The sequence below is a fragment of the Polaromonas sp. AET17H-212 genome, assembly GCF_002379085.1.
Taxonomy (GTDB): Bacteria; Pseudomonadota; Gammaproteobacteria; order Burkholderiales; family Burkholderiaceae_C; genus Polaromonas.
Genome location: NZ_NBZW01000002.1, coordinates 209,285 through 234,656 on the forward strand (window position 1 = coordinate 209,285; position 25,372 = coordinate 234,656).

Below are 25,372 nucleotides of genomic sequence, written 5' to 3' on the forward strand. Positions count from 1 at the left end.
GTTCTTCTTGTGTTCGTTACCGAACTTAAGCCTTGCCGCGCGCCTTTTTACGCACCGGCGCTAGCCGAGAAAGCCTTCGAACAGGCGGGCCAGTTGCTCTGGCTGGTCGTGGTGCAGCATGTGACCGGCGTCCCCAATGACGGCGGTGCGCACCTGCGGCACGGACTGCAGGCGCTCGTGGTATTGGGCCAGCGTGTATTTGCCTTCCCACCATTTGCCCAGGGAATCGTCGGAGGCTTCGATGGCCAGCGTGGGGGCGCTGATGCGCTGGTAAATCTCCAGCACCTCGTCGACCCGGTAGAGCTGGGCATTGGTGATCTTGTGGGCCGCGTCGCCCAGGATACGCCACTGGCCCTGGGCGTCGGGCGCGGCCCAGTGCCGGGCCAGCCAGTCGGCCTTGTCCTGGCTCAACCGGGGGTTGGTCCGCATCAGGCGCCGGGCCACGCCGTCCACGTCGTTGTAGGGCTTGAGCGCCATCTCGCCCCGGTGCAGGCTTTTGAGCTCGTCCATCCATTTGGCAAAACGGGCAGGCGCCTGGCTGGGCCGGGTCGCGGGCATGCCGAAGCCTTCGAGGTTGACCAGCCTGCGGATGCGTTCGGGCCGCACGCCGGCGTAGAGCATGGCCACATTGCCGCCCATGCTGTGGCCGACCAGGTCCACCGGCTGGCCGGGCGCATAGTGGTCGAGCAGGAAATCGAGGTCGGCGAGGTAATCGGGGAACCAGAAATTGTCGGCTCCCAGCGTGCCGGTCCGGCCGTAACCGCGCCAGTCGGGCGCCAGGATGGTCCGGCCCTGCACAAAGGCGTCGGCCAGGGCGTCGACAACAAACTGGTAGGACGCGGCCACGTCCATCCAGCCATGCACCAGCACCAGCGGCGGCAGGCTGCTTTGGGCCTCACCCCAGTGAAGCACGTGGTAGTTGATGCCGCGTATAGGGACATACTCGCTACGGGAAAGACGTTTTTCTTTGTACATTGATGCCCATCATAAGGAGACCCGATTTGAAGCGCAGTCAAGACAGGGACATGGCCGCCGTGCGCCAGCCCGACCATTACGCCGCCCTGCACAGCAGCTTTCGCTGGCAGGTGGACGACTACTTCAACATCGCCGACGTCTGCTGCCGGCGCTGGGCGACCGGCGGTGCCAAAGGCGCTCCCAAAAGAGTAGCTATCCGCGCCCACCAGACGGGGGCTGCAACCACTTTTTATACCTATGGCCAGCTGCAGCAGGCCGCCGACGCGCTGAGCCATGTGCTGGTGCAGCTGGGCGTGCAGCGCGGCGATCGGGTCGCCATTGTGATGCCGCAGCGTTTCGAGACCGCCGTGGCCTACATGGCGGTGTTCCAGATGGGTGCGGTGGCCATGCCGCTGTCCATGCTGTTCGGCCCCGAGGCGCTCGAGTACCGCCTGCAGGACAGCGACGCGGTGCTGGCCATCTGTGATGAAAACTCGATCACCAGCGTCAACACCATCCGCAGCCGCTGCCCGGCCTTGCGCACCGTGGTGGCCGCCGGCGCGGCGGCCGGGCAGGGCGACATCGACTACGAACCCGCCCTGGCAGCGCAACAGCGCGCCTTCACCGCGGTGAAAACCAAAGCCGACGACGCGGCCATCCTGATCTACACCAGCGGCACGACCGGCCCGCCCAAGGGCGCGCTGCTGGCGCACCGCGCGCTGATCGGCAATCTGCCGGGGTTTGTCTGCAGCCAGAACTGGTTTGGGTTTGACGGCAAGACCAATGCCGGCTCCGAGGCGGTGTTCTGGAGTCCGGCCGACTGGGCGTGGACGGGTGGGTTGATGGATGCGCTGCTGCCGACGCTGTATTTCGGCCGGCCCATCGTCGCCTTCAACGGCCGCTTCAGCCCCGAGCTGGCCTTCACGCTGATGGCGCAGCAGGGTGTGACGCACACCTTTCTGTTTCCGACCGCGCTGAAAGCCATGATGAAGGCCTACCCGCACCCGCGCCGGCAGTTCAAACTGAAGCTGCAGGCGATGATGAGCGCGGGCGAAGCGGTCGGCGACGCGGTGTTTGCCTACTGCCGCGACGAGCTCGGTGTCCTCGTCAACGAGATGTTCGGGCAGACCGAGATCAATTACGTGGTCGGCAACTGCTCGGCCCTGTGGCCGGCCAAGCCGGGCAGCATGGGCAAAGGCTACCCGGGCCACCGCGTGGCGGTGATTGACGACGACGGCAATGAATGCCCGGTCGGCGTGCCCGGCGACGTGTCGGTCAACCGCTATGACGTCCATGGCGATCCCGACCCGATCTTCTTTCTCGGCTACTGGAAAAAGGAGGCCGCCACGCAGGCCAAGTTCAGCGGTGACTGGTGCCGCACCGGCGACCTGGCCACCCGCGACGAGGACGGTTACCTCTGGTACGAAGGCCGGGCCGACGACGTGTTCAAGGCGGCCGGTTACCGCATCGGCCCCGGCGAGATCGAGAACTGCCTGGTCAAGCACCCGGCCGTGGCCAATGCCGCGGTGGTGCCCAAGCCCGACCGCGAACGCGGCGCCGTGGTCAAGGCCTTCATCGTGCTTGCTCCTGATTTTGTAGCTGCTCGCGCATATCAGGCGGGGGCGGAGGGGCAATTTGATCGCAAGCTGACGGCCGAGTTGCAGGCCCACGTCAAGGGCCTGCTGGCGCCCTACGAGTACCCCAAGGAGATCGAGTTCATTGATGCGCTGCCGATGACGACCACCGGCAAGGTGCAGCGGCGTGTGCTCAGGCTGCAGGAAGAAGAACGTTTCCGCGCGCTCGCATCGTCCTGACCAAAAAAAGCACCCCGCAGGGGGCTTTTTTCTTGACCAGCAGGGGCCGCAGGTCCGGCTCCGCCGGCCTGCAGGCGCCGTCCCCCCTGGAAGGGGAAAAGGCGCTACACGCAGTGAGCGCCGATAGGGGTGAGTCTCAGCCCCGCGGCAGGGTGACGGTAAACGACGTGCCGGCGGTGGCATCCGACGTCACGGCGATGCTTCCGCCATGCGCGCGAACGATTTCCTGGCAGATGAACAGGCCCAGGCCCAGCCCGGTCGGCTCCCGTTGCTCGGCCTTGGCAGGAAGCAGGCCGCGAACCCGCGGTTTGAAGATTTGCTGCTGCTCCTTCAGGGGTATCGGTGTGCCCAGGTTGTGGACTGAAAAAATCACCTGGTCCTGCTGCTCCCACAGGCGAACCGTGATGGGCTCGCCGCGCGCACCGTAGGAAATGGCATTGGCCAGCAGGTTGGACAGCAGCTGTCCCATGCGGCCTTCATCCCAGGTGCCGCTGAAATCTCCCGTGCTCTCCAGATGCAGAACGGCTTTCGGATTGCGTACGCGGGTTTCTTCCAGGATTTTTCCAAACTGGGTGACCAGGTTGCCCGGCCCGGGCTTGATCGGCATCAGGCCCTCGGACTGGGCGCGCGTGAAATCAACCACATGCTCGATCACGCTGTTGATACGCACAACGCTGTTGATGATGGCGTCCGCCGCAGGGGCCGCCAGCTGGCCTGAGCGCACCAGGTACTGCGCCGACATGGAAATCGTGCCCAGCGGGTTGCGGATGTCGTGACCCAGGATGCCGATGAACAGCTCGGTGGATTGGCGGGTCTGGTCGGTGTAGCGGGCGACCGATTCGGCAATCGCCTGGTCCATGGCTTCATGGAAGCGGACCAGATCAAGCATGTCCCGGGGCTGCTCCCGGCCGCCGCCTGCGGCCATCCACAGCCGGACCACGCTGACCCGCAAAGCCCGGTACTCGGTGATCATCGCGTCGATGGCAAAGCCTGAGACCATGCGGGTGTCGGCATGGATCTCGGCAGCCGACTCCAGCTCGTCCGAGGGGCCCTTGCCCGCTTCCGGGGACCTGCCGGGATTCTCGGCAGCCGGCGGACGGTCGAGTTCGTCGGCAATCGCTGCCAGGATTTCGCCGGCGTGATCGCGCAAGGCCGCCGGGTCCATCATGCTGCCGTCGTGCACCACGGTGGCGGCAAAGGCGTCCCAGGCAGCAAGAATGTCCGGCGCATTGGTGCGCAGGTGGGTGGAAAGTCGCATGGGAAGCCTTTGCTGAAAAAGAGGCAGGATCGGCGTGCGCCTGACCGGCAGAAACGAAAAAACCCTCCGGTGGCCCGGAGGGTTTTGTCATCAGTGTCCCCAGGACCTTGTGCCGGCGGTCGGTCCGCGCACTGCGGTGTCAACCGCGGTCAGCGCCGGTTCGCACCGGGGGTGTCCTGGAGGCGCCGCTTTGTGATCAGCGGGCGGTGGCCTGCACAGGCTCGGCCACATAGATCTCGACGCGGCGGTTCTTGGCACGGCCTTCGTTGGTGTTGTTGTCGGCGATTGGCTCGCGCGAACCGCGGCCGTCGGTGGCGATGCGGTTGCCTGCAACGCCACGGGCCACCAGGTAGTTGCGCGTGCTGTTGGCGCGGTCGATGGACAGCGGGTTGTTGATGGCATCGCTGCCAGTGCTGTCGGTGTGGCCGATGATGGTCACCGTGGTCACCGGGTTCTGGTTCAGGCTGGAGGCGAACTGGTTCAGGATCGGTGCGAAGGTGGAGTTCACATCAGAGCGGCCCGTTGCAAACGAGATGTCCGAAGGGATGTCCAGCTTGAGGCGGTTGTCGGCGGTCTGGCTCACAGCCACGCCGGTGCCGGCCGTGGCTTTTTCCATGGCGGCTTTCTGGTCCTGCATGCGCTTGGACCAGAGGTAACCGCCGCCTGCACCAACAGCGCCACCGAGCACTGCGCCCTGGGCCGCACCTTTGGAGCCACCGGTGGCGGCGCCAATCACAGCACCAGCGACGGCGCCGATGCCGGCACCTTTGGCCGTGCCCTGCTGGGTTTCGCTCATGTTGGCGCAACCGCTCAGGAAGAGGGCAGCACAGGTCAGGGAAGTGAGTACGAGTTTCATGGAAGGCTCCTGGGAAGTTGTTGCGAAACGCAAGGGTTAAAGCTTTTGTGCATCGATGGTAGCGCGGCAAAAATCAGGAATTTGTAAGCCAATCACCCGAGTTCGTGCCCTCCTGCAACAGCAGCGGTGAACCTTTAAACTAGGACCCGTCCCGGGCGCGCCACCCGCTGCGCCCCTTTTATCGCGAAGTCCTTACCCCTGATCCATGAACAAAATCCAACTCGGCAGCAGCGACCTGCAGGTGACCCCCGTTTGCCTGGGCACCATGACTTTCGGCGAACAGGTCGACGAAACCACGGCCCATGCGATTCTTGACCGTTCCCTGGCGCGCGGCGTCAATTTTCTCGACGCGGCGGAAATGTATTCGGTGCCGGCCCGCGCCGAAACCTTCGGCGCCACCGAAACCATCATCGGCAACTGGTTGGCCCGGCGCCCGGGCGCGCGGGACCAACTGGTGGTGGCCACCAAGGTCGCCGGCCCGGCGCGCGGCATGCCCTGGATACGCAACGGCAGCCCCGACCTGACGCCGCAGGACATCGTGCAGGCCTGCCACGACAGCTTGAAGCGCCTGCAAACCGATGTCATCGACCTGTACCAGATCCACTGGCCGGCGCGCAATGTGCCGGCGTTCGGCATGGTGTATTTCGACCCGGCCAACGACAAGGCGGTCAGCTCGATTCACCAGCAACTCGAAGCGCTGGGCGGCCTGGTGAAAGCCGGCAAGGTGCGCGCCATCGGCCTGTCCAACGAAACCCCCTATGGCGTGCATGAGTTTGTGCGGCTGGCGGAGCAGCACGGCCTGCCCAAGGTGGCGACGGTGCAGAACCCGTTCTGCCTGATCAACCGCACGGTGGAAAACGGGCTCGACGAAACCATGCACCGGCTCGGCGTGTCGCTGCTGGCCTATTCGCCGCTGGGTTTTGGCCTGCTGACCGGCAAGTACGACATGAGTGGCACCGCCGGCCCGTCCGCGCCAGCTGCCGCGCGCATCGCGAAATACGAGTCGGTGCGCAAGCAGCGCTGGGGCCGGCCGGAAGCGCTGGCCGCCGCGCGCCGCTACAACGCGCTGGCCCGCGAACACGGCCTCACGCCGACGCAGTTGGCACTGGCGTTTTGCTACACCAAGTGGCAGGTGGCCAGCACCATCATCGGCGTGACCTCGGTGGCCCAGCTCGACGAAGACCTCGATGCCTGGGGCACGACCCTGTCCCCCGAATTGCTGGCCGCCATCGACGCGATCCGCTGGGAGCTGCGCGACCCGGCGCAGTAAATATGATTTCCCCCCGAAGCGCCTTGGGCGCCTCCCCCCAGGGGGCGCCATCTGCGGCCCGGCAAAGCCGGTTCCGCGCTGGCACTTGAACGGAAGCGCCGAGGTGAGCAAAAAGGCCCACGTTTCGGAGACGCCTGCGACGCAAATGCTCAAGGCGAACAAGGTGGCGTTCACCGAACACCCCTACGAGTACCTCGAGCACGGCGGCGCGCAGCACAGCGCGCAGGTGCTGGGGTTTGATCCCTTCACCGTGGTCAAGACCCTGGTGATGCAGGACCAGGACGCGAAACCGCTGCTGGTGCTGATGCATGGCAACCGCAAGGTGTCGACCAAAAACCTGGCGCGCCAGATTGGCGCCAAGTCGGTCGAACCCTGCCAGCCCGAGGTGGCGAACCGCCACAGCGGCTACCTGGTGGGCGGCACCTCGCCGTTCGGCACGCGCAAGGCCATGCCGGTGTATATCGAGGAAAGCATCCTGGCCTTGCCTAAAATCGCCATCAACGGCGGCCGGCGCGGTTACCTGGTCGGCATCGCGCCGCAGGTGTGTGTGGACCTGCTGGGTGCAAAATCGGTCCACTGCGCGCTTGCTGATTGAAGATAAAGCTACAACAACAATACTGGAGGGAACACCATGGACTACGCTTATTCCGCCCTGGCCGTGCTGGCGGCCTACCTGATCGGCTCGCTGTCGTTCGCGGTCATCGTCAGCCGGCTGATGGGCCTGAACGACCCGCGCAGCTACGGCAGCAAGAACCCCGGCGCCACCAATGTGCTGCGCTCGGGCAACAAGGCGGCGGCCGTGCTCACGCTGTTGCTCGACGGCCTCAAGGGCTGGCTGCCGATGGCGCTGGTCATGTGGTTCGGCAAGGACTACGGCATGCGCGAAGGCACGCTGGCGGCGGTCGGCCTGGCGGCCTTCATCGGCCATCTTTACCCGGTGTTTTTCGGCTTCCAGGGCGGCAAGGGGGTGGCGACGGCGGCCGGGGTGCTGTTTGGCGTGCACTGGGTGCTGGGCCTGGCGACACTGGCCACCTGGGTCATCGTGGCGTTCTTCTCGCGTTATTCGTCGCTGGCGGCCATGGCCTGCGCCATTTTTGCGCCCTGGTACTACCTGATCGGCGACCGCTCGTTCTGGTATGTCGACAAGATGGTCGCGCTGGCCATTGTGGCCATGAGCGCCTTCCTGATTTTTCGGCACCGGGAAAACATCAACAAGCTGCTCAAGGGCACGGAATCGAAGCTGGGTGCGAAGAAAAAGGGCTGACCTGGATTGCCGGTTGCTATCAATCAGATAGCTGCTTGCGCTTGTTTGGTGCTGGTTGCAGCCTGTTTTGTTTCTAGAATCGCTTGACCAGCGTCATCTGGTCGTTTTCACGGATCATCTGGAAGCGCGTCAGGAAGCTGTTGCCCAGCAGCATGTAGGGCATGGGCTGGGGTGACACCACCGCATCGATGTCGTAGACCTCGACATCGCCGACCCGCACGGAACCGAGTTTGACGCGAAAGCCCTGCGTCACGCCGTTGGCGGTGCTCATCTGTACCGGCTGGCCGCCTTTGTAATTGATGCCGGCGCGCTCGGCATCGGCGGCGCTCATGGCCACGCCGGTTGCGCCGGTGTCCACCATGAACTGGACGGCCCGGCCGTTGATCTGGCCCGGGGTGAAGAAATGACCGCCGGTGCCGGCGGTCAGCACGATGCGCGTGCCCTTGCCGGCGCCCGTGCCTCCGCCCGCACCCACGCTGACCGGCGCATCGCCGACGCGCACGGTGTGGCGCTTGCCCGAGAGTTCCAGCACGGCCTGGTCGCCGGCGGTGGAGACCACCTTCACGCCCTGGTGGGATTCGCCGGGTGCCACCGACTTCGGTGCGCCGCCATTGACGATCAACAGCGCCTTGCTGCCCAGCATGCCGGCCAGCGCGACGCTCTGCGCGTGTGCCATGCTGCTAAAGGCCGCCAGCGCGATGAGCAAGAAGGTGAGGTGTCCCCATCCCATGCCAGCCGGGGCCGCGGAACCGGCTTCGCCGGGCCGCAGGCGCAGCGCCCCCGAGGGGCTGGAGCCTGCGGCTCCAAAGCTGCTTGAGCAGCTTTGGACAGGCGACAGAAGCGAAGCCTCTGGCGAGCTGCGGCCTGCAAGGCCTCGCGAACCACACGCAGTGGGGAGCGTGGGGGCCACGCCTAGTCCCTGAAGTTGTTGAAGCTCAGCGGCATGTCGGGCAGGTCCGCCTTGATCATGGCCATGGCCTCCTGCAGGTCGTCGCGGTTTTTCCCGGTCACCCGCACGGCGTCACCCTGGATGGAGGCTTGCACCTTGACCTTGCTGCCCTTGATCAGTTGCGAGATTTTCTTGGCCTGCTCGGCCTCGATGCCGTTGCGCACCTTGATGACCTGCTTGACCTTGTCGCCGCCGATTTTCTCGACCTTGCCGGCGTCGAAAAAGCGCACGTCCACACCGCTTTTGGTGGCCTTGTTGCGCAGGATGTCGGTGATCTGGTCGATCTGGAAGTCGCTGTCGCCGATCAGCGTGATTTCCTTCTCCTTGAGCTCGATTGCTGCCGCCGTGCCCTTGAAGTCGAAACGCGTGCCGATTTCCTTGGCGGTGTTTTCGACCGAGTTTTTGACCTTGACCAGATCGGCTTCGAGAACGGTGTCAAAAGAGGGCATGGTTTTCCGGCTTCCGGGGTTGCGTTGCAGGGATGTCGGGGTGCGACAATCCCGTGATGTTAGTCGAGAAAAACGTTCCCCTCCAGTTTTCCAATACCTTTGGCATCGTGGCCAAGGCCCTCACGCTGGTGCGTATCGCCAGTGAAGAGGACGTGGCCGACGTGCTGGCCGATCCGGTGCTGCAGGCGGCCCCCAAGTTCGTGCTGGGCGGGGGCAGCAACATCGTCATCACCGGCGACGTCAAATCCGTCGTGCTCAAGGTGGAGATCATGGGCAGGAAGCTGGTGGACGAAACCGCCAAAGCCTGGATCGTCGAGGCCGGCGCCGGCGAGAACTGGCACGAGGTGGTGGGCTGGACCCTGCACAGCGGCTATCCGGGCCTGGAAAACCTCGCCATGATCCCCGGCACCGTGGGCGGCTCGCCGGTACAGAACATCGGTGCCTACGGCGTGGAGCTGCAGGACCGTTTCGATTCGCTGGACGCCATCGATCTGGGCACCGGCCAACGTTTCACGCTGAATGCGGCGCAATGCGCATTTGGCTACCGCGACTCGGTCTTCAAACACAGCAGCACCGGCCCGAACGGGCGCCCGGGCCTGGGGCTGGCCGGCAAGGCCCTGATCACGCGCGTGCGTTTTGCGCTGCCCAAGGCCTGGAAGCCGGTGCTGGGGTATGCCGACATCGAGAAAAAGATGGCGCAGTCTGCGATCACCCAGCCCGATGCGCTGCAGATTTATGAGTGGATTTGCGAGATCCGCAAGGCCAAGCTGCCCGATCCCAAGGTCATCGGCAATGCCGGCAGCTTCTTCAAGAATCCGACCGTGACGCCCGAGCAGTGCGCCGACATCATCCAGCGCGAGCCCAAGATCGTCCACTACCACCTGGACGACGGCTCGGTCAAACTTGCCGCCGGCTGGCTGATCGACGCCTGCGGCTGGAAAGGCAAAAGCATCGGCAACGCCGGCGTATACGACCGCCAGGCGCTGGTGCTGGTCAACCGCGGCGGCAGCACCAACCCGGTGACCGGCGGCGAGGTCATGACCCTGGCCAAGGCCATCCAGACCAGCGTCTACGAACGGTTCGGCATCCTGCTGGAGCCGGAACCGGTGGTGGTGTAGCCGGCCCGGTGATCTGGCTATGCTATGTTATTAATAGCTGTTAGCCTAGATGGGACGAGGGTTGTAGCCATTTTTAATTCAAAAAATCGGCCGGGTTCATGTGCAATCGCTATTTTTTTTGATAGCTGCTCACGCGCGGCGGACGGGAGTTTCGGGCACTCTTGATCTCTGAAAACGGGCAAAAATCCAGGCTGAAACGGATTTTCGAGCCCCGTGGAAGCACTGGCCGTTCCCCGTCAGCCCTGCGCTACAGTCAGAGCACAACAAAATGCGAAGGGGAGAGGGTCATGCTTATCAAATCAGCCGACGACAAGTCCAGGCGCCTGGCTTTGCTGCAATAGATGATGAGGGCGCATCGTGGTGGATAAAAAGAAGGTAGAAAAGCCACCCTACTCAGGGTACTTTTTAACGTTTGAATCAGGACGCATCAAAAAAATAGCGGAGAGTCTCTACTACCCAGGGGAGGCCTCCGAGTCTTTCTCCGCGATGGACTGGGTATTTGAACGCCGCGAAATCGCTTTCTTGTCATTCACGCCCAGCGAATACAACATTGATGCTGTCGTGCTTATGGAGCGGATGCATGGTTCTGGTGGTACAGGTAAGCTGAAGATGCGTATGTGGGCACCCATATTCTTGGCGAAGGCAGTACGACCAGATGAAATTTCTGATGTTTTCCCAGCTGCTGAAAGAATGTGTACTGCCGGAACCTTTAAGCGAATTCCTTCCGCCGAATGGCCAAAAGTCATTGAGGCGGTTAAGCGCCAACGCCCCAATTTGGCGGACCGTTTAGATGCGTTGGTAAAGTTGCGAGAGGAAAAGAATCGTCTAACTGGAAACGATGCAAAAGTTTTACGGCTGACAGAGCAACGTGATGCCATTGGGTTGACACTGGATATCGCGTCACTGGACAGAAAGACTATCTTGCGCGAAGCCCACTTTGAGGCTGTCCAAAGTGCCAAGTCTGTTTTGGATCTCTTAGATGCAGAGCCGCTGCATGAACAGGACATCGTTCGAAAAGATCAGCTTGCCTTTAAAGGACTTCTAACCGACGACGGCATGCGCAGCGCTCGATTCTCAGGGATTGGAGCAAGGGAAGTTCGAGTTCACGTATATGACAAGAAGCCATTGGAAACGGTTCTTGGGATCGATCTTCTGATCTTCATGGCTGACTACAAGTCGTATCTTTTGTTGCAGTACAAGTGCATGGAGCCAAAGAGTGATGGCGAAGGAAAGACATGGTCATATCTGGTCGATCCACAGCTGCACAAACAACTTAATGCGATGGATGATGCTGTTGATGCAATTCAACGTTTGCCCATACCAGTGTCAGCCTCTATGCTGGACTGGCGCATGAGTGAAGAAGCTTTTTATTTCAAGTTTTGTGAAACAACAAGTCCTGATTCTCGCGATGACGCGTTGATTTCGGGTCTCACCCTCAGTCATTCGCATCTGAAGCGTTTTCTGCAACTGCCAGATTCGCTTGTTAAGCCGACCGGACAACGGGTAGGTTATGCAAATTGCGCACGATATTTGAATAACTCGCAGTTTGTTGAACTAGCGCGTGAGGGCTGGATTGGCTGCGATGCGCGAGGCTACACCCTTATTTCTCAAGTGATTGAAGAAGGCCAACGCGCTGGACGAGCAGCTATGTTCGCTGTTATCGAGGGCAGCGGAGCTAAAACGGCTCAAGAGAGAAGACGGTTTGTGAAATAGACCATGAGCGACATCAAACTCTTCCGCCTGTCTGGTGGCACCGCCACCGAACTGCAAGGCAACGCGTCTGACCTGGAAAAGCCTCTGCAAACGCTGATTGAGGCCAACTTGCAGCCGCTGCTCAATATCCGCTTCATTGCCAGTGAGCACTCCACCGGCAAAACGCACGGTGGTCGTATTGACTCGCTAGGCTTGGACGAAAACCATTGCCCAGTCATCCTTGAGTACAAGCGCTCGGTGGGTGAGAACGTAATCAACCAGGGTTTGTTTTACCTGGATTGGCTGATGGACCACAAGGCGGAATTCAAGTTGCTGGTGCTGGACAAGCTGGGCGCTACAGCGGCTGACGCCATTGACTGGAGCGCGCCGCGGGTGGTGTGTATAGCGGCGGACTTCACTAAGTACGATGGTCACGCGGTGCAGCAGATTGGCCGCAACATCGAGCTAATCCGCTACCGGCGCTTTGGTGACGATCTGCTGCTTTTGGAGTCGGTAAACGCGGGCAATGACTCAAATGGCAAGGCCAGCCTGGCAAAGTTTGCTAAGGCCGGCGCCAGCAACGCGGGTAGTGCCGTGACCACTCCAACAGATCCAACAGGTGCTAAGGGCACGGGGCCCGACAAGTCGTTTGCAGAGATATTGGCCAACCTGCCAGAACCCATGCAGTTGCTATTGGCTTCCCTCGAGGATTACACCTTCTCCTTGGGCGATGACGTGCAACGCAAAGAACTGCGGCTGTATGCAGCCTTCAAACGTTTGAAGAACTTTGCAACCGTCGTACTACACCGCAAGAATTGCCTGCTGCTTTATCTGCACGTAGACCCAGCAACCGCACTCCCGGTCTTAACCAACGCTCGTGATGTAACCAACATTGGCCACTGGGGCACGGGTAACCTGGAAGTACCGCTCACATCCCAGGCTGATTTGGATGCGGTCAAGCCATGGATTGCTCTAGCGTATGAGGGGCGTAACCCTGGTTGACCTTGAGTAGCCAAACTGAAAGACAAAGCCCGCCAAGTTTTCACTCGGCGGGCTTTGTCTATGGGGCTTCAACCGGGGCTTACTTCCCCAACTTCAGGAAATCATCCCCCTTGCCCAACTCCAGCATCCCAGCATTGGAATAAACCTGCAGCTTGGCGCGCGTATCGGTAATGTCCAAATTGCGCATCGTCAATTGCCCAATCCGGTCCAGCGGCGAGAACGGCGCATCTTCCACCTTTTCCATGCTCAGGCGCTCCGGCGCGTAGGTCAGGTTGGGTGATTCGGTGTTCAGCAGGCTGTAGTCGTTGCCGCGGCGCAGTTCCAGCGTCACGGTGCCGGTAATGGCACTGGCAATCCAGCGTTGGGCGGTTTCGCGCAGCATGATGGCCTGGCTGTCGAACCAGCGGCCCTGGTACAGCAGGCGGCCCAGCTTGCGGCCGTTGTCGCGGTATTGCTCGATGGTGTCTTCGTTGTGGATGCCCGTGACTAGGCGCTCGTAGGCGATGAACAGCAGCGCGAGGCCGGGGGCTTCGTAGATGCCGCGGCTCTTGGCCTCGATGATGCGGTTTTCGATCTGGTCACTCATGCCCAGGCCGTGGCGCCCGCCGATTTCATTCGCCTTGAGGATCAGGCTGACCAGGTCGGGGTAGTGGATGCCGTTCAGCGCCACGGGGCGGCCTTCTTCAAAGGTCACGCTGACTTCTTCGGCCTTGACGACGCAGTCGTCTTTCCAGAACGGCACGCCCATGATGGGGTTGACGATCTTGATGCCGCTGTTGAGGTTCTCCAGATCTTTCGCCTCGTGCGTCGCACCCAGCATGTTGCTGTCGGTGCTGTAGGCCTTCTCGGCGCTCATCTTGTAGCCAAAGCCGTTGGCGGTCATGAACGCGCTCATCTCGGAGCGGCCACCCAGCTCGTCGATGAACTGCTGGTCCAGCCAGGGTTTGTAGATCTTCAGCGCGGGGTTGGTCAGCAGGCCGTAGCGGTAGAAGCGCTCGATGTCGTTGCCCTTGAAGGTGGAGCCGTCGCCCCAGATGTTGACGTCGTCTTCCTTCATGGCGCTGACCAGCATGGTGCCGGTGACGGCGCGGCCCAGCGGCGTGGTGTTGAAGTAGGTGGAGCCGGCGGTGGTGATGTGGAAGGCGCCGGCCTGCAGCGCGGCCAGGCCTTCAGCAGCCAGTTGCGGGCGGCAATCAATCAGGCGGGCCTTGATGGCGCCGTATTCCATGGCCTTGCGCGGGATCTCGTCGTAGTCGGCCTCGTCGGGCTGGCCCAGGTTGGCGGTGTAGGCGTAGGGCAGGGCGCCCTTCTGTTTCATCCACAAGAGCGCGGCGCTGGTGTCGAGGCCGCCGGAGAAGGCGATGCCGACCTTTTGGCCGGCGGGGATGTTTTGCAGGATGGTATTAGACATGAAATTGGCCTCTAGCCCTTATGGAATCAGCGCAAGCTGCTATGAAATTAAGAGTAATTCGCCTGCGGATCAGCCGAAGTGGCAGATGTAGTGATAGGCCTCGCCGACACGGATGTCGAAGGACGAGTTGCCCGGCACGCTGAATTTCTCACCTGCGCCGGACTTCACCCAGGCGTCGCTGCCGGCGAGTTTGTACTCGCAGGAGCCGGCCACACATTCCATGATCTCGGGCGCGCCGGTCTTGAAGGTCAGTGTCGAAGGCAGCACCACGCCGACGGATTTTTTGGTGCCATCGGGGAAGGTGATGCCATGGCTCACGCACTTGCCGTCGAAATAGACATTGGCCTGGGTGGTGACGCTGATGTTGTCGATTTTTTCTGTAGTCATGGTGATTTGAAATGGGGGCGGGGAAAACGTCCGGCTGCCGGGCTGGGATGCAAAGCTTCTGATTTTAGGTCACCCGGACCTCCGGCATGCGGCAGGACGGTCTTGACGGGGCAAGGGCCCTGAATCCGTTCGGCCATTTCAGGCGTATCACGAATGCAGGACAATCAGGTCCATGAAAGCAGAAAGCCCGGATACCCAATTGATCGCGCTCATCGACCGCGTCGCACTGGCCGACGAATCGGCGCTCAGGGAGCTGTATGAACTGACCTCTTCCAAGCTGTATGGCGTGGCCGTGCGTGTGGTCAGCAATCGAAGCTGGGCCGAGGACGTGCTGCAGGAGGCCTTCATCAACATCTGGCGCATTGCGGGCGACTACAAGGCGACGCTGTCGCCGCCCATGGCCTGGCTCTGCCTGATCGTGCGCAGCCGGGGGCTGGACTTTCTGCGGCGCCGCAACTCCGACCGGGCCGATGCGGTGCAGGAGCTCGACGATGTGATGTCCGACACGCTGGAGGGCGACTCCGCCAACCCGATGGACACCGCGCTGGCGGGCGAGCAGGCCTGGGCCCTGCACCAGTGCCTGAGCCAGCTGGGCAACAAGCAGCGCGAGGTGGTGAGCCTGGCCTACCTGCGCGATTTGAGCCATGGCGAGCTGGCCGAGCAGCTCAAGCTGCCGCTGGGCACCGTGAAGACCTGGATACGCCGCGGCCTGGAGCAGTTGCGCGGCTGCATGGCCCGGTTTGCTTGAGATGAAGCCGATGTTTGTTTTGTTTGATCTGTTTGCTCTGTTTGTTCCTGCTGCGTTGCGGCGGGAAACTTCTGAAGAAGGTGGCGTATGAACCTGACCCGCAATCCCGCGCTGATCGATCAGCTGGCGGCCAGTTATGCGCTGGGCACCTTGCGTGGCGGTGCACGGCGCCGGTTCGAGGAACTGGCGCGCACCCATGCCTCCGTGCGCGCCGCCGCGCTGATCTGGCAAGGGCGCATGGCGTCGGTCACCGAACTGCAGGCGCAGGAGGCGCCCAGCCCGGCAGTCTGGAAGCGGATTGAAAACCTCATCCAGGCGGACAAGCAGGCCCGGGCCATGCAGGCTGCGCGGCAGGCGCCCGCGGGCCGCGCCAGCGCGGGCTGGTGGGCCAGCCTGGGCCTGTGGCGCGGGGCTTCGGCCGCCGGTGCCATGGCCGCCGTGGCTGCCGTGGTGGTGGGCGTGAACCTGAACACCCAGCTCAATGGCCAGGTGAAGGAACTCAGCGCCAAACTGGCCGCCACGCCTGAAATCCAGTACGTTGCCGTGCTGGCGGATGACAAAGCGGCGCCCTCGGTGCTGGTGACCTACGACCCCAAACACAGCCTGCTGCAGCTCAAACATGTGGGCCAGTTCCACCCCGGGCCCGACAAGTCCCTGCAGCTGTGGGCGCTGCCCCCCTCGGGCGGCCCCAAGTCGCTGGGTGTGCTGGGTGACGGCACGGTGGTTCGCCTTCCCGCGCGCAGCGGCGAGGTCAGCCAGGTGCCGGCGCTGGCCATCAGCCTGGAGCCCAGGGGCGGCGTTCCGGCGGGCAGCGGGCCGAGCGGGCCGGTGCTGTTCAAGGGTGCGCTGCTCCAGACCACGCTGTAAAGCCGGAAGCGCTTCAGGCCGCAGCGGCCGGCAACAAAAAAGGGGCTTGCAAGCCCCTTTTTTGTTTGACTGGCTTAGGGCCTGTTCCCACTATTTATGCAAGATGCGTTGCGAGTCAAAAAGGCCATGCGTGAGGCGCAAAATGCAGCCGGGCTGAAGCCCGGCAAGGCTTTGCAACGCTGCGCATGGCCTTTTTGGCCGCAACCCGGAGGGAACGTGGTGAAAACAACGCCACTCTGCGTTGCACTCCTACGCCAGACGCCCGGTCTGGCGGTCGTCGCGCGCCTTGATTGGCGCTGTTTTCACCACGTTCGCACTTGTATAAATAGTGGGAACAGGCCCTAGCGCCAGTGGCGGTGCCCGTAGCCGCCGCGGCTGTAGCCGAAATTGAGCGACACGCCCACCGGCGGGTAGTAGGGCCGCGGGTAATAACCGGGGTAAGCGACCACCGCCGGCTGCACATAAACCGGCTGGGCATACACCGGTTGGGCATAAACAGGTTGGGCATAGACAGGCTGGGCGTAGATCGGCTGCGAATACACCGGCTGGGCGGGCTGGGCATAACCGGGCTGAACACCGGCCTGTGGCGCGGGCATCGCGCCCACCGGCGTGACCTGCAGCCGCACATACAGGCCGGGGTCACTGGGCATCTGCACGGTGTGCTGCTTGTCGGCGTATTCGTAGACCACGTTGTAGTGCGTGGTGCGGTTTTCGTAGGACATCTGGGTGCCGCACTGCTGCACGTTCTGCACCTGGCTGCGGTTGCCTTCGATGTTGTTGCCGACCATGGCGCCGCCGACCAGGCCAATCATGGTCGCCAAGGCGCGCCCGCCGCCGTCGCCAATGGCATTGCCCATCGCGCCACCGGCCAGGGCGCCCATCACGGCGCCGGCGCCCGAGGGCGGGGCTTCGGTGACCATGGGCTGGACGGAGCAGACCTGGCGCGGCACGCTGACCTGCTGGACCACCGGGGTGCTGGAGATCACGCGTGCCAGGATGTCCATGGCCGAGGCGTTGACGGCAAACAGGCCGGAGGCTGCGGCAACTGCCGATAAAACAAGTGTTTTTTTCATGGTGCAAATCCCTTTTCAGCCGGCTGGAAGAGGCCGCCCGGGGAGGCCAAAATAACGGCTATCAGTTTAATGATTCAGAGTGGATTTGGTGCACACAAGTTCAGTAAAGCCCTGTAAAGCTGCCCCGGCCGCTTCAACGCCGTTTCAACGCCGTGCCGACCAGCTTTTTTCGTCAAAACCGACCGTGATCTGCCCACCCCAGTCCACCACCGGCCGCTTGATGACGCTGGGCTGCGCCAGCATCAGGGCCTGGGCGCTGGTTGCGTCCACCGTGGCGGCCTGCAAGGGCAGGTCCAGCTTGCGCCAGGTCGTGCCCTGGCGGTTGAGGAGTTTTTCCCAGCCCACCGCTTGCTCCCAGGCGGCCAGCCGGTCTGCCGGCACGCCGTGTTTTTTGAAGTCATGAAAAGTGTGGGCAACATCGTGCGCGGCCAGCCAGGCGCGGGCTTTTTTGACAGTGTCGCAGTTGGGGATGCCGTAAACAGTGATCATGTGCGGATTTTCGCATGGTTTGGCATCAAATGGGCCTTGACCCCTTGCAGCGAGGGCGTCGATAGCTATTGATTTGATAGCTGTACAACCCCATCTTGCGTACGGGCGGGGCGGCGGCACCACGGGACGCGGCGCGGCAGCGGCGACAATACGGCTTCCATGGACAAGCCCAACACCCTCGACGACTGGCTCGCTTACTGCGAGCGCCTGCACCCCCACGCCATTGACCTCGGACTGGACCGCGTCCGCCGCGTGGCTGAACGCATGGCGCTGCGTTTTGACTGCCCGGTCATCACCGTGGCCGGCACCAATGGCAAGGGGTCGAGCTGCGCCATGCTCGAGGCCATCCTGGGGCAGGCCGGCTACCGCACCGGGGTCTACACCTCGCCGCACCTGGTGCATTTCGAGGAGCGCTGCCGCATCCGCGGCGAGATGGCCCGCGCCGACCAGCTGCTGCCGCATTTCGAGCGGGTCGAGGCCCTGCGCGGCGACATTTCACTGACGTATTTCGAGTTCACCATGCTCGCCATCTTCAGCCTGATGGCTGCGTCCGGCCTGGACGTGGTCATTCTCGAAGTCGGGGTCGGCGGTCGGCTCGACTCGGTCAACATCATTGATGCCGACTGCGCATTGATCACCAGCATCGACATCGACCACACCGAGCTGCTGGGCAAGGACAGGGAAAGCATCGGTCTTGAAAAAGCCGGCATCATGCGCGCCGGCAAACCCGTGGTGGTGGGCGACCCGGTGCCGCCGCAAAGCGTGCTGGACCACGCCGCCGAAGTGGGCGCCGACCTGTGGCGCCTGGGCCAGGACTTCAACTTTTCCGGTGACAAGCAGCAGTGGGCCTGGGCCGGCCGCGGGCGGCGTTACGCCGGCCTGGCCTACCCGGCGCTGCGCGGCGCCAACCAGCTGGTCAATGCCTCGGGCGTGCTGGCCGCGCTGACGGCCCTGCGCGACCGCCTGCCGGTGACCGCGCAGGCGGTGCGCAACGGGCTCGGCATGGTCGAACTGCCGGGGCGCTTCCAGATCATTTCCGGCCAGCCGACGCTGGTGCTGGACGTCGCGCACAACCCGCACGCGGTAGCGGCGCTCACGGAGAACCTCGACGCCATGGGTTTTTACCCCTGCACCCACGGCGTGTTCGGCGCCATGGCCGACAAGGACCTGGCGCAGATGCTCAAGCGGGTGGGGCCGCTGGTCGACCGCTGGTATTTCACCGATCTGCCGACCGCCCGCGCCGCCAGGGCCGGGGATTTGCTGGCCACGTGGCAGGCGCTGAACACCCGCCAGGATGCCCGTGCCAGCGTGCATGCCGACCCGGTGCAAGCCCTGCAGGCCGCCGTCGCTGCCGCAGACCCCGCTGATAGAATTGTGGTCTTCGGATCGTTCTATACGGTGGGGGGTGTTTTGAAGGACGGCCTGCCGCGTCTTTTCGCTCCGCACGCTGCGCCTGAGCGCCACGCTTCATCAACCGATACCTAACGTAACGGATACCGTCATCGCCATGCCGTTTTTCAACTTTCGCCGGGGCCAAGCCTCTGCTGCAGCCGGGTCTGCCGCCCAGACCGAGAGCGTGGAAGTGATGCGCAAACGTGCCAAGCACCGCCTCATCGGTGCGGTGGTGCTGGTGCTGGCCGGGGTGATCGGTTTCCCCCTGTTGTTCGACACCCAGCCGCGCCCGGTGGCGGTTGATATTCCGATCGAGATCCCTGCCAAGAGCGGCGGCAAGCCGCTGGTGATGCCGGTGCCGGCCACCACACCGGCCGTTGCAGCCAGTCCCGCACCTGCAGTCAGCGACAAGGTCGCCACGCCGTCCAGCCTCTCGCCCCGCGAAGAAATCATCGCGGAAAAAAAGGCCGAGGCGCCCGCTGAACCTGCGCAAACTGCTATCAAAAAAGAAGCAAAACACGAACCGAAACCGGAGCTGAAGCCAGAACCCAAACCAGAGCCCAAGGTCGCGGCCAAAACGCCCGCAACGGCGCCTGCCGGCGACGAGGGCGCCCGTGCCAAGGCCCTGCTCGACGGCAAGGCGACCGCCGCCAAGGCCGAGGCGGAAGGCCGCTTGGTGGTGCAGGTGGGCGCTTTCGCCGATGCCGACAAGGCCCGCGAAGTGCGCCAGAAACTGGAAAGGGCGGGGCTCAAGACCTACACCCAGGTGGCCGACACCAAGGACGGCAAGCGCATCCGCGTGCGGGTCGGGCCATTTGCCAGCAAGGCCGATGCCGACAAGGCCGCCAGCAAGATCAAAAGCCTTGATTTGCCGGCCGCCGTCCTGACCTTGTAGGTTTGTGTCGCGTGCTGGCTGTTGCGGACTGGGCGTTTCTGGGGGTGTTGGTGGTGTCGCTGATCATCGGCGCGTGGCGGGGGCTGGTGTACGAGATCCTCTCCGTCCTCGGCTGGGCGCTGTCGTTTTACATCGCGCAATGGTTTGCGCCAGAGGTCGCTGCCGTGCTGCCGCTGCAGAGTGCATCCGATCCGGTGCGTTTCGCCGCGGCCTTTGTACTGATTTTCATTGTGTCCGTGTTTTTGGCGGGCCTGCTGGCGGTGTTGTTCAAGAAACTGGTGGAGGCCATCGGCCTGCGGCCGGTGGACCGGACCCTGGGGGCGGCTTTTGGCCTGGTGCGCGGGGTGATCCTGCTGCTGGCGGTCACGGTGGTTGTCAACATGACCGCCTTCAAGGCCAGCGCCTGGTGGCAGGAGTCCGTTGGCGCCGGGGTGCTGACGGCGGCGGTCCAGGGCCTGAAGCCGGTGTTGCCCGAACAGTTTGCAAAGTACCTTTAATGATTGGCGAATTGATGAACGGAAATCTATGTGCGGAATAGTTGGCGTTGTCAGTAAGGCCCCGGTGAACCAGCTGATTTACGACGGTCTGCTTCTGCTGCAGCACCGCGGTCAGGATGCGGCCGGGATAGTCACGCAGCAGGGACGCAAGTTCTTCATGCACAAGGCCAAGGGCATGGTGCGCGACGTCTTTCGCACGCGCAACATGCGCGCGCTGCCGGGCAACGTGGGCCTGGGGCAGGTGCGTTACCCGACGGCCGGCAACGCCTTCAGCGAAGACGAGGCCCAGCCGTTTTACGTCAACGCACCGTTTGGCCTGGTGCTCTCGCACAACGGCAACCTGACCAATGCGGCCGAACTCAAGGCGGAGCTGTTCAACACCGACCACCGCCACATCAACACCGACAGCGACTCCGAAGTGCTGCTCAACGTGCTGGCGCATGAGCTGGAAAAAACCACGCGCGGCCTGCCGCTGACACCCGCCGACGTGTTTGCAGCCGTGCGCGGCGTGCACAAACGCATCAAGGGCTCGTATGCCGTCGTGGCGCTGATTGCCGGCCACGGCCTGCTGGCTTTTCGCGACCCCTTCGGCATTCGCCCGCTGTGCATCGGCCATGGCCAGAACGACAGCGGCAACACCGTCATGGTGGCCAGCGAGTCGGTGGCCCTGGAAGGCACGGCCCACCAGTTCGAGCGCGACATTGCGCCGGGCGAGGCGGTGTTTGTCGACATGGACGGCAAGGTCCACGCCGAGCAGTGTGCCGAGCACCCGCAACTCATGCCCTGCATTTTTGAATTCGTCTACCTGGCGCGGCCCGACTCGGTGCTCGACGGCATTTCGGTCTACCAGGCGCGCCTGAACCTCGGCGAGACGCTGGCCAAACGTGTGGTGTCCACCGTGCCGCCCAACGAAATCGACGTGATCATTCCGATCCCCGAGTCGAGCCGCCCGAGCGCTACGCAGCTCGCACACCTGCTGGGAATTCCCTACCGCGAAGGCTTCGTGAAGAACCGTTATGTGGGCCGCACCTTCATCATGCCGGGCCAGGGCGTGCGCAAAAAATCCGTGCGGCAAAAGCTCAATGTGATCGCCAGCGAGTTCAAGGGCCGCAACGTGCTGCTGGTCGATGACTCCATCGTGCGCGGCACCACCTCCAGAGAGATCGTGCAGATGGCGCGTGACGCCGGCGCGAAGAAGGTCTACCTGGCCAGCGCCGCGCCGCCGGTGCGTTACCCCAACGTCTACGGCATCGACATGCCGACCGCGGCCGAACTGGTGGCGCATGACCGCACGGTCGAGGAAATCCGCCTCGCCATTGGCTGCGATGCGCTGATTTACCAGGACGTCGATGGCATGAAACGCGCCATCGGCTCGCTCAATGGCAAGCTCGACGGTTTTGACGCCTCGTGTTTTGACGGCGTCTACATCACCGGCGACATCACGCCCGAGAGCATTGCCAAAATGAACGCGCAGCGCGTTGACAGCAGCGAAGAGGGCGATGTCGATGTCTCGCGCCTGGCGCTGCCCAATCCGCAGGAAGCCTGAGCATGGCCGGCAAACCACTGCCCGACAACCTGCACCGCGACACGCTGGCCGTGCGCGTGGCGCTGGAATCCAGCCAATACGGCGAACACTCCGAAGCGCTCTACCTGACCAGCGGGTTCGTGCAGCCCGACGCCGAAACCGCGGCCCGGCGCTTTGCCGGCACGGAAGACGGCTACACCTACGGCCGCACGTCCAACCCCACTGTCAGCAGCTTCGAGCGCCGGCTGGCCGCGCTGGAAGGCACGGAAGCCGCCATAGGCGCGTCGACCGGCATGGGTGCGATCCTCATGATGTGCATGGGCCTGCTCAAGGCCGGCGACCACGTTGTTTGTTCGCGCTCGATGTTCGGCTCGACGCTGACACTCATCGGCCGCGAATTCGGCAAGTTCGGCGTCGAGACCACCTTTGTCTCGCAAACCGATGTGGCCGAATGGAAGGCAGCGATCAAGCCCAGCACCAAGCTGCTGTTCGCCGAAACGCCGACCAACCCGCTGACCGACGTTTGCGACATTGCCGCCCTCGCCGATCTCGCGCACGGCGCCGGTGCGCTGCTGGCGGTCGACAACTGCTTCTGCACGCCGGCCTTGCAGCGGCCGGCTGAACTGGGCGCCGACCTGGTGATCCACTCCGGCACCAAATACCTCGATGGCCAGGGCCGCGTGATGGCCGGGGCGATCTGCGGCCCTTCGAAGCTGATCGTCGATGTGTTTGGCCCGGTCGTGCGCACCGCCGGCATGACGCTGTCGCCCTTCAATGCCTGGGTCGTGCTCAAGGGGCTCGAAACACTGGGCATCCGCATGCAGGCGCAGTGCGCCAATGCGCTGGCGGTGGCGCGCTGGCTGGAAGCGCAGCCCGGCGTGGCGCGCGTTTATTACCCGGGTCTGGCCTCCCATCCGCAGCACGACCTGGCCATGCGCCAGCAGTCGGGGCAGGGCGGGGCGGTGGTGTCGTTCGACGTTGTGGGGAACGACCCCGACACCGCGCGCATCAATGCTTTCCATGTCATCAACAGCACCCGCGTGCTGAGCATCGCCACCAACCTCGGCGACACCAAGACCATCATCACCCATCCCGGCACCACCTCGCACGGGCGTCTGACCGAAGCCCAGCGGCAGGCCGCCGGCATCGGCCAGGGCCTGATACGCGTGGCGGTGGGCCTGGAGCATATTGAAGACATCAAGGCCGACCTGCTGCGCGGCCTGGGCACCCTGACATGACACCAAAAACAAGAACGCGGTTTGCGCCTTCACCGACAGGTTTCATCCACCTCGGCAACATCCGCTCGGCGCTTTACCCCTGGGCGTTTGCGCGCGCCACCGGCGGCGACTTCATCCTGCGCATTGAAGACACCGATGTCGAGCGCTCCTCGCAGGCCGCGGTGGACGTGATCATTGAAAGCATGCGCTGGCTGGGCCTGGACTACGACGAAGGCCCTTATTACCAGATGCAGCGCATGGACCGCTACAAGGCCGTGCTGGCCGAGCTGCAGGCCGCCGGCCATGTGTATCCCTGCTACATGAGCATGGCCGAACTCGATGCCCTGCGTGAAAAGCAGATGGCCGAAAAGCAGAAACCGCGCTACGACGGCACCTGGCGGCCCGAGCCCGGCAAGACCCTGCCGCCGGCTCCCGCAGGCGTGTTGCCCGTGTTGCGTTTCAAAAACCCGCAGGACGGCGCCGTGGTCTGGGACGACAAGGTCAAGGGCCGCATCGAGATCAGCAACGACGAGCTCGACGACCTGGTGATCGCGCGGCCCGACGGCACGCCGACCTACAACTTCTGCGTGGTCGTCGACGATCTCGACATGGCGATCACCCATGTGATCCGCGGCGACGACCACATCAACAACACGCCGCGCCAGATCAACATCTTCCGTGCCTTGGGCAAGGACGTGCCGGTGTATGCCCACCTGCCGACCGTGCTCAACGAGCAGGGCGAAAAAATGAGCAAGCGCCACGGCGCCAAGGCGGTCACGCAGTACGCCGAAGAAGGCTATCTGCCCGATGCCATGGTCAACTACCTGGCGCGCCTGGGCTGGAGCCATGGCGACGATGAAATCTTCAGCCGCGAACAGTTCCTGCAATGGTTCAACCTAGATCACCTCGGCAAGAGCGCGGCACAGTTCGACGAAGCCAAGCTGCGCTGGGTCAACGCCCAGCACATGAAGGCCCTGGCCGATGACAGGCTCGCGGAACTGGTGTTGCCCTTCCTTAATGAGCATGCGCTCGCTGGTCTCGACGCAGGCCGGCGCGTGGCCGCCTGCGCCTTGCTGAAAGACCGTTGCAGCACGCTGGTGGAACTGGCCGACTGGATGGGCGTGCTGGTCAGCCATGAGCCGGTCAGCGCGGAAGACATCCAGGCCCATGTGCCGGCCGATGTGGCGCCGGCCGTGTACCAACTCGCCGAGTTGCTGGCCAGCTGCGAGTGGAGCAAGCCGGCGATCGCGGCCGCCATCAAGCAGGTGCTGCTGGACACGGGCCTGAAGATGCCGCAGCTGGCCATGCCGGTGCGGGTATTGGTGGCCGGCCGCCAGCAAACACCGTCGCTCGATGCTTTTTTGTCGTTGATGGACAGGGAAAACGTGATTGCGCGTCTCGTCCACTTGAAAAGGCTCTGATTTTCGGGCTATAATTCAAGGCTCGACGATTGCAAGGAAACTTGCAACAGGGGGGTATAGCTCAGCTGGGAGAGCGCTTGCATGGCATGCAAGAGGTCAGCGGTTCGATCCCGCTTACCTCCACCATTAAATGGTCGAAAAGTTTTTTTGAGTAGAGTTTTTTTTGCAGGTCTTTGTGTAAAAACAAAAAACCTGCTGACGGAAGTTCCAAGGTTTAGACCCTATCGTCTAGAGGCCTAGGACACCACCCTTTCACGGTGGCTACAGGGGTTCGAATCCCCTTAGGGTCGCCAAAATTCTTCACAGCGATGTGAAGCACAAGGCACAAGTTGATAACAAGCCTGCGCAAGCAGGTGACTTGGCTCGCAAGAGCGAAAGTTGTCACTACCAGGAGTGGTAGTTCAGTTGGTTAGAATACCGGCCTGTCACGCCGGGGGTCGCGGGTTCGAGTCCCGTCCACTCCGCCAATAAAATCAACGGGTTACAGCAGTTTTGCTGTAACCCGTTTTTCTTTGTCTTCGCCATGGGAACGCTTATGGGAACACTTGAACTTGGCTTAAGTGTTTGATGTTCATCGGTGCCCTGAGTCTGCCGTCACGCGACGCTCGCGTTTTGATTGCGTGATCCGTTCAATCCTTCGAGTCAACGAGTGGACGATGCTCCTGGGCATGCCTCACCCGAAGGTGTCTGTCATCCGGAATTACAAGCTCCGCGAGATTTCGCTGGAGCGTTTGATGCAAGCCGTTCTTGCTCTGAACCCGTAGGTTGAGATTATCGTCAAGCCCTGTCGCAGGGGTGGCAGCGGTTCGATCCGGGTTGCAGTG

The 25,372-nt window shown here is 62.8% G+C and carries 25 protein-coding genes and 3 tRNA genes; 19 read left to right on the plus strand and 9 right to left on the minus strand.

The features are described from left to right. Nucleotides 1–60: 60 nt before the first annotated feature. A complete protein-coding gene (locus tag B7G53_RS03150) occupies nucleotides 61–975 on the minus strand; it encodes an alpha/beta fold hydrolase (protein WP_096663380.1) in 915 nt (304 codons plus the stop codon). 50 nt (nucleotides 976–1,025) lie between these two features. On the opposite strand from B7G53_RS03150, the gene B7G53_RS03155 reads away from it, so the two are divergent. Further along, nucleotides 1,026–2,768 (plus strand): acyl-CoA synthetase, encoded by a 1,743-nt coding sequence (locus B7G53_RS03155; protein ID WP_096663383.1) that lies wholly within the window; start codon nucleotides 1,026–1,028, stop codon nucleotides 2,766–2,768. A 136-nt stretch (nucleotides 2,769–2,904) separates the two neighbouring features. Here the strand turns inward: B7G53_RS03155 and B7G53_RS03160 are convergent, their stop codons facing one another. Further along, nucleotides 2,905–4,026, minus strand: coding sequence for a sensor histidine kinase (locus B7G53_RS03160; protein WP_096663386.1), 1,122 nt, complete (start codon nucleotides 4,024–4,026; stop codon nucleotides 2,905–2,907). A gap of 196 nt (nucleotides 4,027–4,222) precedes the next feature. Then, nucleotides 4,223–4,882, minus strand: coding sequence for an OmpA family protein (locus B7G53_RS23315; RefSeq protein ID WP_096663388.1), 660 nt, complete (start codon nucleotides 4,880–4,882; stop codon nucleotides 4,223–4,225). Nucleotides 4,883–5,087: 205 nt separating this feature from the next. On the opposite strand from B7G53_RS23315, the gene B7G53_RS03170 reads away from it, so the two are divergent. The 3 genes from B7G53_RS03170 (at nucleotide 5,088) to plsY (ending at nucleotide 7,416) form a co-directional block, all read left to right on the plus strand. Then, nucleotides 5,088–6,152 carry an aldo/keto reductase gene (locus B7G53_RS03170; RefSeq protein ID WP_096663391.1) on the plus strand — a complete coding sequence of 355 codons (1,065 nt, stop codon included), beginning with the start codon at nucleotides 5,088–5,090 and terminating at the stop codon, nucleotides 6,150–6,152. A gap of 103 nt (nucleotides 6,153–6,255) precedes the next feature. Next, the gene (gene ybaK, locus B7G53_RS03175; RefSeq protein WP_096663868.1) at nucleotides 6,256–6,747 is read left to right on the plus strand and encodes a Cys-tRNA(Pro) deacylase; all 492 of its coding nucleotides are present in this window, start codon (nucleotides 6,256–6,258) and stop codon (nucleotides 6,745–6,747) included. A 36-nt stretch (nucleotides 6,748–6,783) separates the two neighbouring features. Beyond that, nucleotides 6,784–7,416 (plus strand): glycerol-3-phosphate 1-O-acyltransferase PlsY, encoded by a 633-nt coding sequence (plsY, locus tag B7G53_RS03180; RefSeq protein WP_096663394.1) that lies wholly within the window; start codon nucleotides 6,784–6,786, stop codon nucleotides 7,414–7,416. Nucleotides 7,417–7,489: 73 nt separating this feature from the next. On the opposite strand, the gene B7G53_RS03185 is transcribed toward plsY, so the two are convergent. Both B7G53_RS03185 and B7G53_RS03190 read right to left on the minus strand, forming a co-directional pair. Continuing rightward, nucleotides 7,490–8,092, minus strand: a complete 603-nt coding sequence (locus B7G53_RS03185; protein WP_369680265.1) for a retropepsin-like aspartic protease family protein — start codon at nucleotides 8,090–8,092, stop codon at nucleotides 7,490–7,492. Between the two features lie 236 nt (nucleotides 8,093–8,328). Continuing rightward, nucleotides 8,329–8,814 (minus strand): YajQ family cyclic di-GMP-binding protein, encoded by a 486-nt coding sequence (locus B7G53_RS03190; protein ID WP_096663397.1) that lies wholly within the window; start codon nucleotides 8,812–8,814, stop codon nucleotides 8,329–8,331. 56 nt (nucleotides 8,815–8,870) lie between these two features. On the opposite strand from B7G53_RS03190, the gene murB reads away from it, so the two are divergent. The 3 genes from murB (at nucleotide 8,871) to B7G53_RS03200 (ending at nucleotide 12,626) form a co-directional block, all read left to right on the plus strand. Further along, a complete protein-coding gene (gene murB, locus B7G53_RS03195; protein ID WP_096663400.1) occupies nucleotides 8,871–9,932 on the plus strand; it encodes a UDP-N-acetylmuramate dehydrogenase in 1,062 nt (353 codons plus the stop codon). A gap of 357 nt (nucleotides 9,933–10,289) precedes the next feature. Further along, a complete protein-coding gene (locus B7G53_RS22430) occupies nucleotides 10,290–11,645 on the plus strand; it encodes a hypothetical protein (RefSeq protein WP_141396279.1) in 1,356 nt (451 codons plus the stop codon). A 3-nt stretch (nucleotides 11,646–11,648) separates the two neighbouring features. Beyond that, nucleotides 11,649–12,626, plus strand: coding sequence for a DUF5655 domain-containing protein (locus B7G53_RS03200; RefSeq protein ID WP_096663403.1), 978 nt, complete (start codon nucleotides 11,649–11,651; stop codon nucleotides 12,624–12,626). A 79-nt stretch (nucleotides 12,627–12,705) separates the two neighbouring features. Here B7G53_RS03200 and argG read toward each other — a convergent pair whose 3' ends face one another. Then, nucleotides 12,706–14,037, minus strand: a complete 1,332-nt coding sequence (argG, locus tag B7G53_RS03205) for an argininosuccinate synthase (protein ID WP_096663405.1) — start codon at nucleotides 14,035–14,037, stop codon at nucleotides 12,706–12,708. A gap of 69 nt (nucleotides 14,038–14,106) precedes the next feature. Then, nucleotides 14,107–14,424 (minus strand): pyrimidine/purine nucleoside phosphorylase, encoded by a 318-nt coding sequence (ppnP, locus tag B7G53_RS03210; protein WP_096663407.1) that lies wholly within the window; start codon nucleotides 14,422–14,424, stop codon nucleotides 14,107–14,109. A gap of 172 nt (nucleotides 14,425–14,596) precedes the next feature. Between ppnP and B7G53_RS03215 the strand changes: the two genes are divergently transcribed. Then, nucleotides 14,597–15,172, plus strand: a complete 576-nt coding sequence (locus tag B7G53_RS03215; RefSeq protein ID WP_096663409.1) for an RNA polymerase sigma factor — start codon at nucleotides 14,597–14,599, stop codon at nucleotides 15,170–15,172. An 87-nt stretch (nucleotides 15,173–15,259) separates the two neighbouring features. Then, nucleotides 15,260–16,039 carry an anti-sigma factor gene (locus B7G53_RS03220; protein ID WP_096663411.1) on the plus strand — a complete coding sequence of 260 codons (780 nt, stop codon included), beginning with the start codon at nucleotides 15,260–15,262 and terminating at the stop codon, nucleotides 16,037–16,039. Nucleotides 16,040–16,380: 341 nt separating this feature from the next. Here B7G53_RS03220 and B7G53_RS03225 read toward each other — a convergent pair whose 3' ends face one another. Continuing rightward, on the minus strand, nucleotides 16,381–17,112 hold the full coding sequence (locus tag B7G53_RS03225; RefSeq protein WP_096663413.1) for a glycine zipper 2TM domain-containing protein: 732 nt from the start codon (nucleotides 17,110–17,112) through the stop codon (nucleotides 16,381–16,383). A 144-nt stretch (nucleotides 17,113–17,256) separates the two neighbouring features. Beyond that, on the minus strand, nucleotides 17,257–17,601 hold the full coding sequence (locus tag B7G53_RS03230) for an arsenate reductase (RefSeq protein WP_096663415.1): 345 nt from the start codon (nucleotides 17,599–17,601) through the stop codon (nucleotides 17,257–17,259). Between the two features lie 159 nt (nucleotides 17,602–17,760). On the opposite strand from B7G53_RS03230, the gene folC reads away from it, so the two are divergent. The 10 genes from folC (at nucleotide 17,761) to B7G53_RS03280 (ending at nucleotide 25,312) form a co-directional block, all read left to right on the plus strand. Beyond that, complete coding sequence (gene folC, locus B7G53_RS03235) at nucleotides 17,761–19,086, plus strand: bifunctional tetrahydrofolate synthase/dihydrofolate synthase (protein WP_096663417.1); 1,326 nt, start codon at nucleotides 17,761–17,763, stop codon at nucleotides 19,084–19,086. Nucleotides 19,087–19,108: 22 nt separating this feature from the next. Next, nucleotides 19,109–19,888 carry an SPOR domain-containing protein gene (locus tag B7G53_RS03240; RefSeq protein ID WP_096663420.1) on the plus strand — a complete coding sequence of 260 codons (780 nt, stop codon included), beginning with the start codon at nucleotides 19,109–19,111 and terminating at the stop codon, nucleotides 19,886–19,888. Between the two features lie 14 nt (nucleotides 19,889–19,902). Then, nucleotides 19,903–20,385 carry a CvpA family protein gene (locus B7G53_RS03245; RefSeq protein WP_096663874.1) on the plus strand — a complete coding sequence of 161 codons (483 nt, stop codon included), beginning with the start codon at nucleotides 19,903–19,905 and terminating at the stop codon, nucleotides 20,383–20,385. A 28-nt stretch (nucleotides 20,386–20,413) separates the two neighbouring features. Further along, the gene (gene purF, locus B7G53_RS03250) at nucleotides 20,414–21,931 is read left to right on the plus strand and encodes an amidophosphoribosyltransferase (protein WP_096663422.1); all 1,518 of its coding nucleotides are present in this window, start codon (nucleotides 20,414–20,416) and stop codon (nucleotides 21,929–21,931) included. A 2-nt stretch (nucleotides 21,932–21,933) separates the two neighbouring features. Beyond that, nucleotides 21,934–23,148: an O-succinylhomoserine sulfhydrylase gene (locus B7G53_RS03255; protein WP_176491267.1), complete on the plus strand. Its 1,215-nt coding sequence runs from the start codon at nucleotides 21,934–21,936 to the stop codon at nucleotides 23,146–23,148. Further along, entirely contained in the window at nucleotides 23,145–24,548 is a 1,404-nt protein-coding gene (gltX, locus tag B7G53_RS03260; RefSeq protein ID WP_096663428.1) for a glutamate--tRNA ligase, read from the plus strand. Before B7G53_RS03255 ends, gltX begins: the two co-directional genes overlap by 4 nt. 50 nt (nucleotides 24,549–24,598) lie before the next feature. Continuing rightward, a tRNA-Ala gene (locus tag B7G53_RS03265) sits at nucleotides 24,599–24,674 on the plus strand. 91 nt (nucleotides 24,675–24,765) lie between these two features. Beyond that, nucleotides 24,766–24,841: transfer RNA gene (locus B7G53_RS03270), tRNA-Glu, on the plus strand. Between the two features lie 97 nt (nucleotides 24,842–24,938). Beyond that, a tRNA-Asp gene (locus tag B7G53_RS03275) sits at nucleotides 24,939–25,015 on the plus strand. A 153-nt stretch (nucleotides 25,016–25,168) separates the two neighbouring features. Continuing rightward, complete coding sequence (locus B7G53_RS03280) at nucleotides 25,169–25,312, plus strand: XRE family transcriptional regulator (RefSeq protein WP_255249893.1); 144 nt, start codon at nucleotides 25,169–25,171, stop codon at nucleotides 25,310–25,312. The last annotated feature ends 60 nt before the right edge of the window (nucleotides 25,313–25,372 follow it).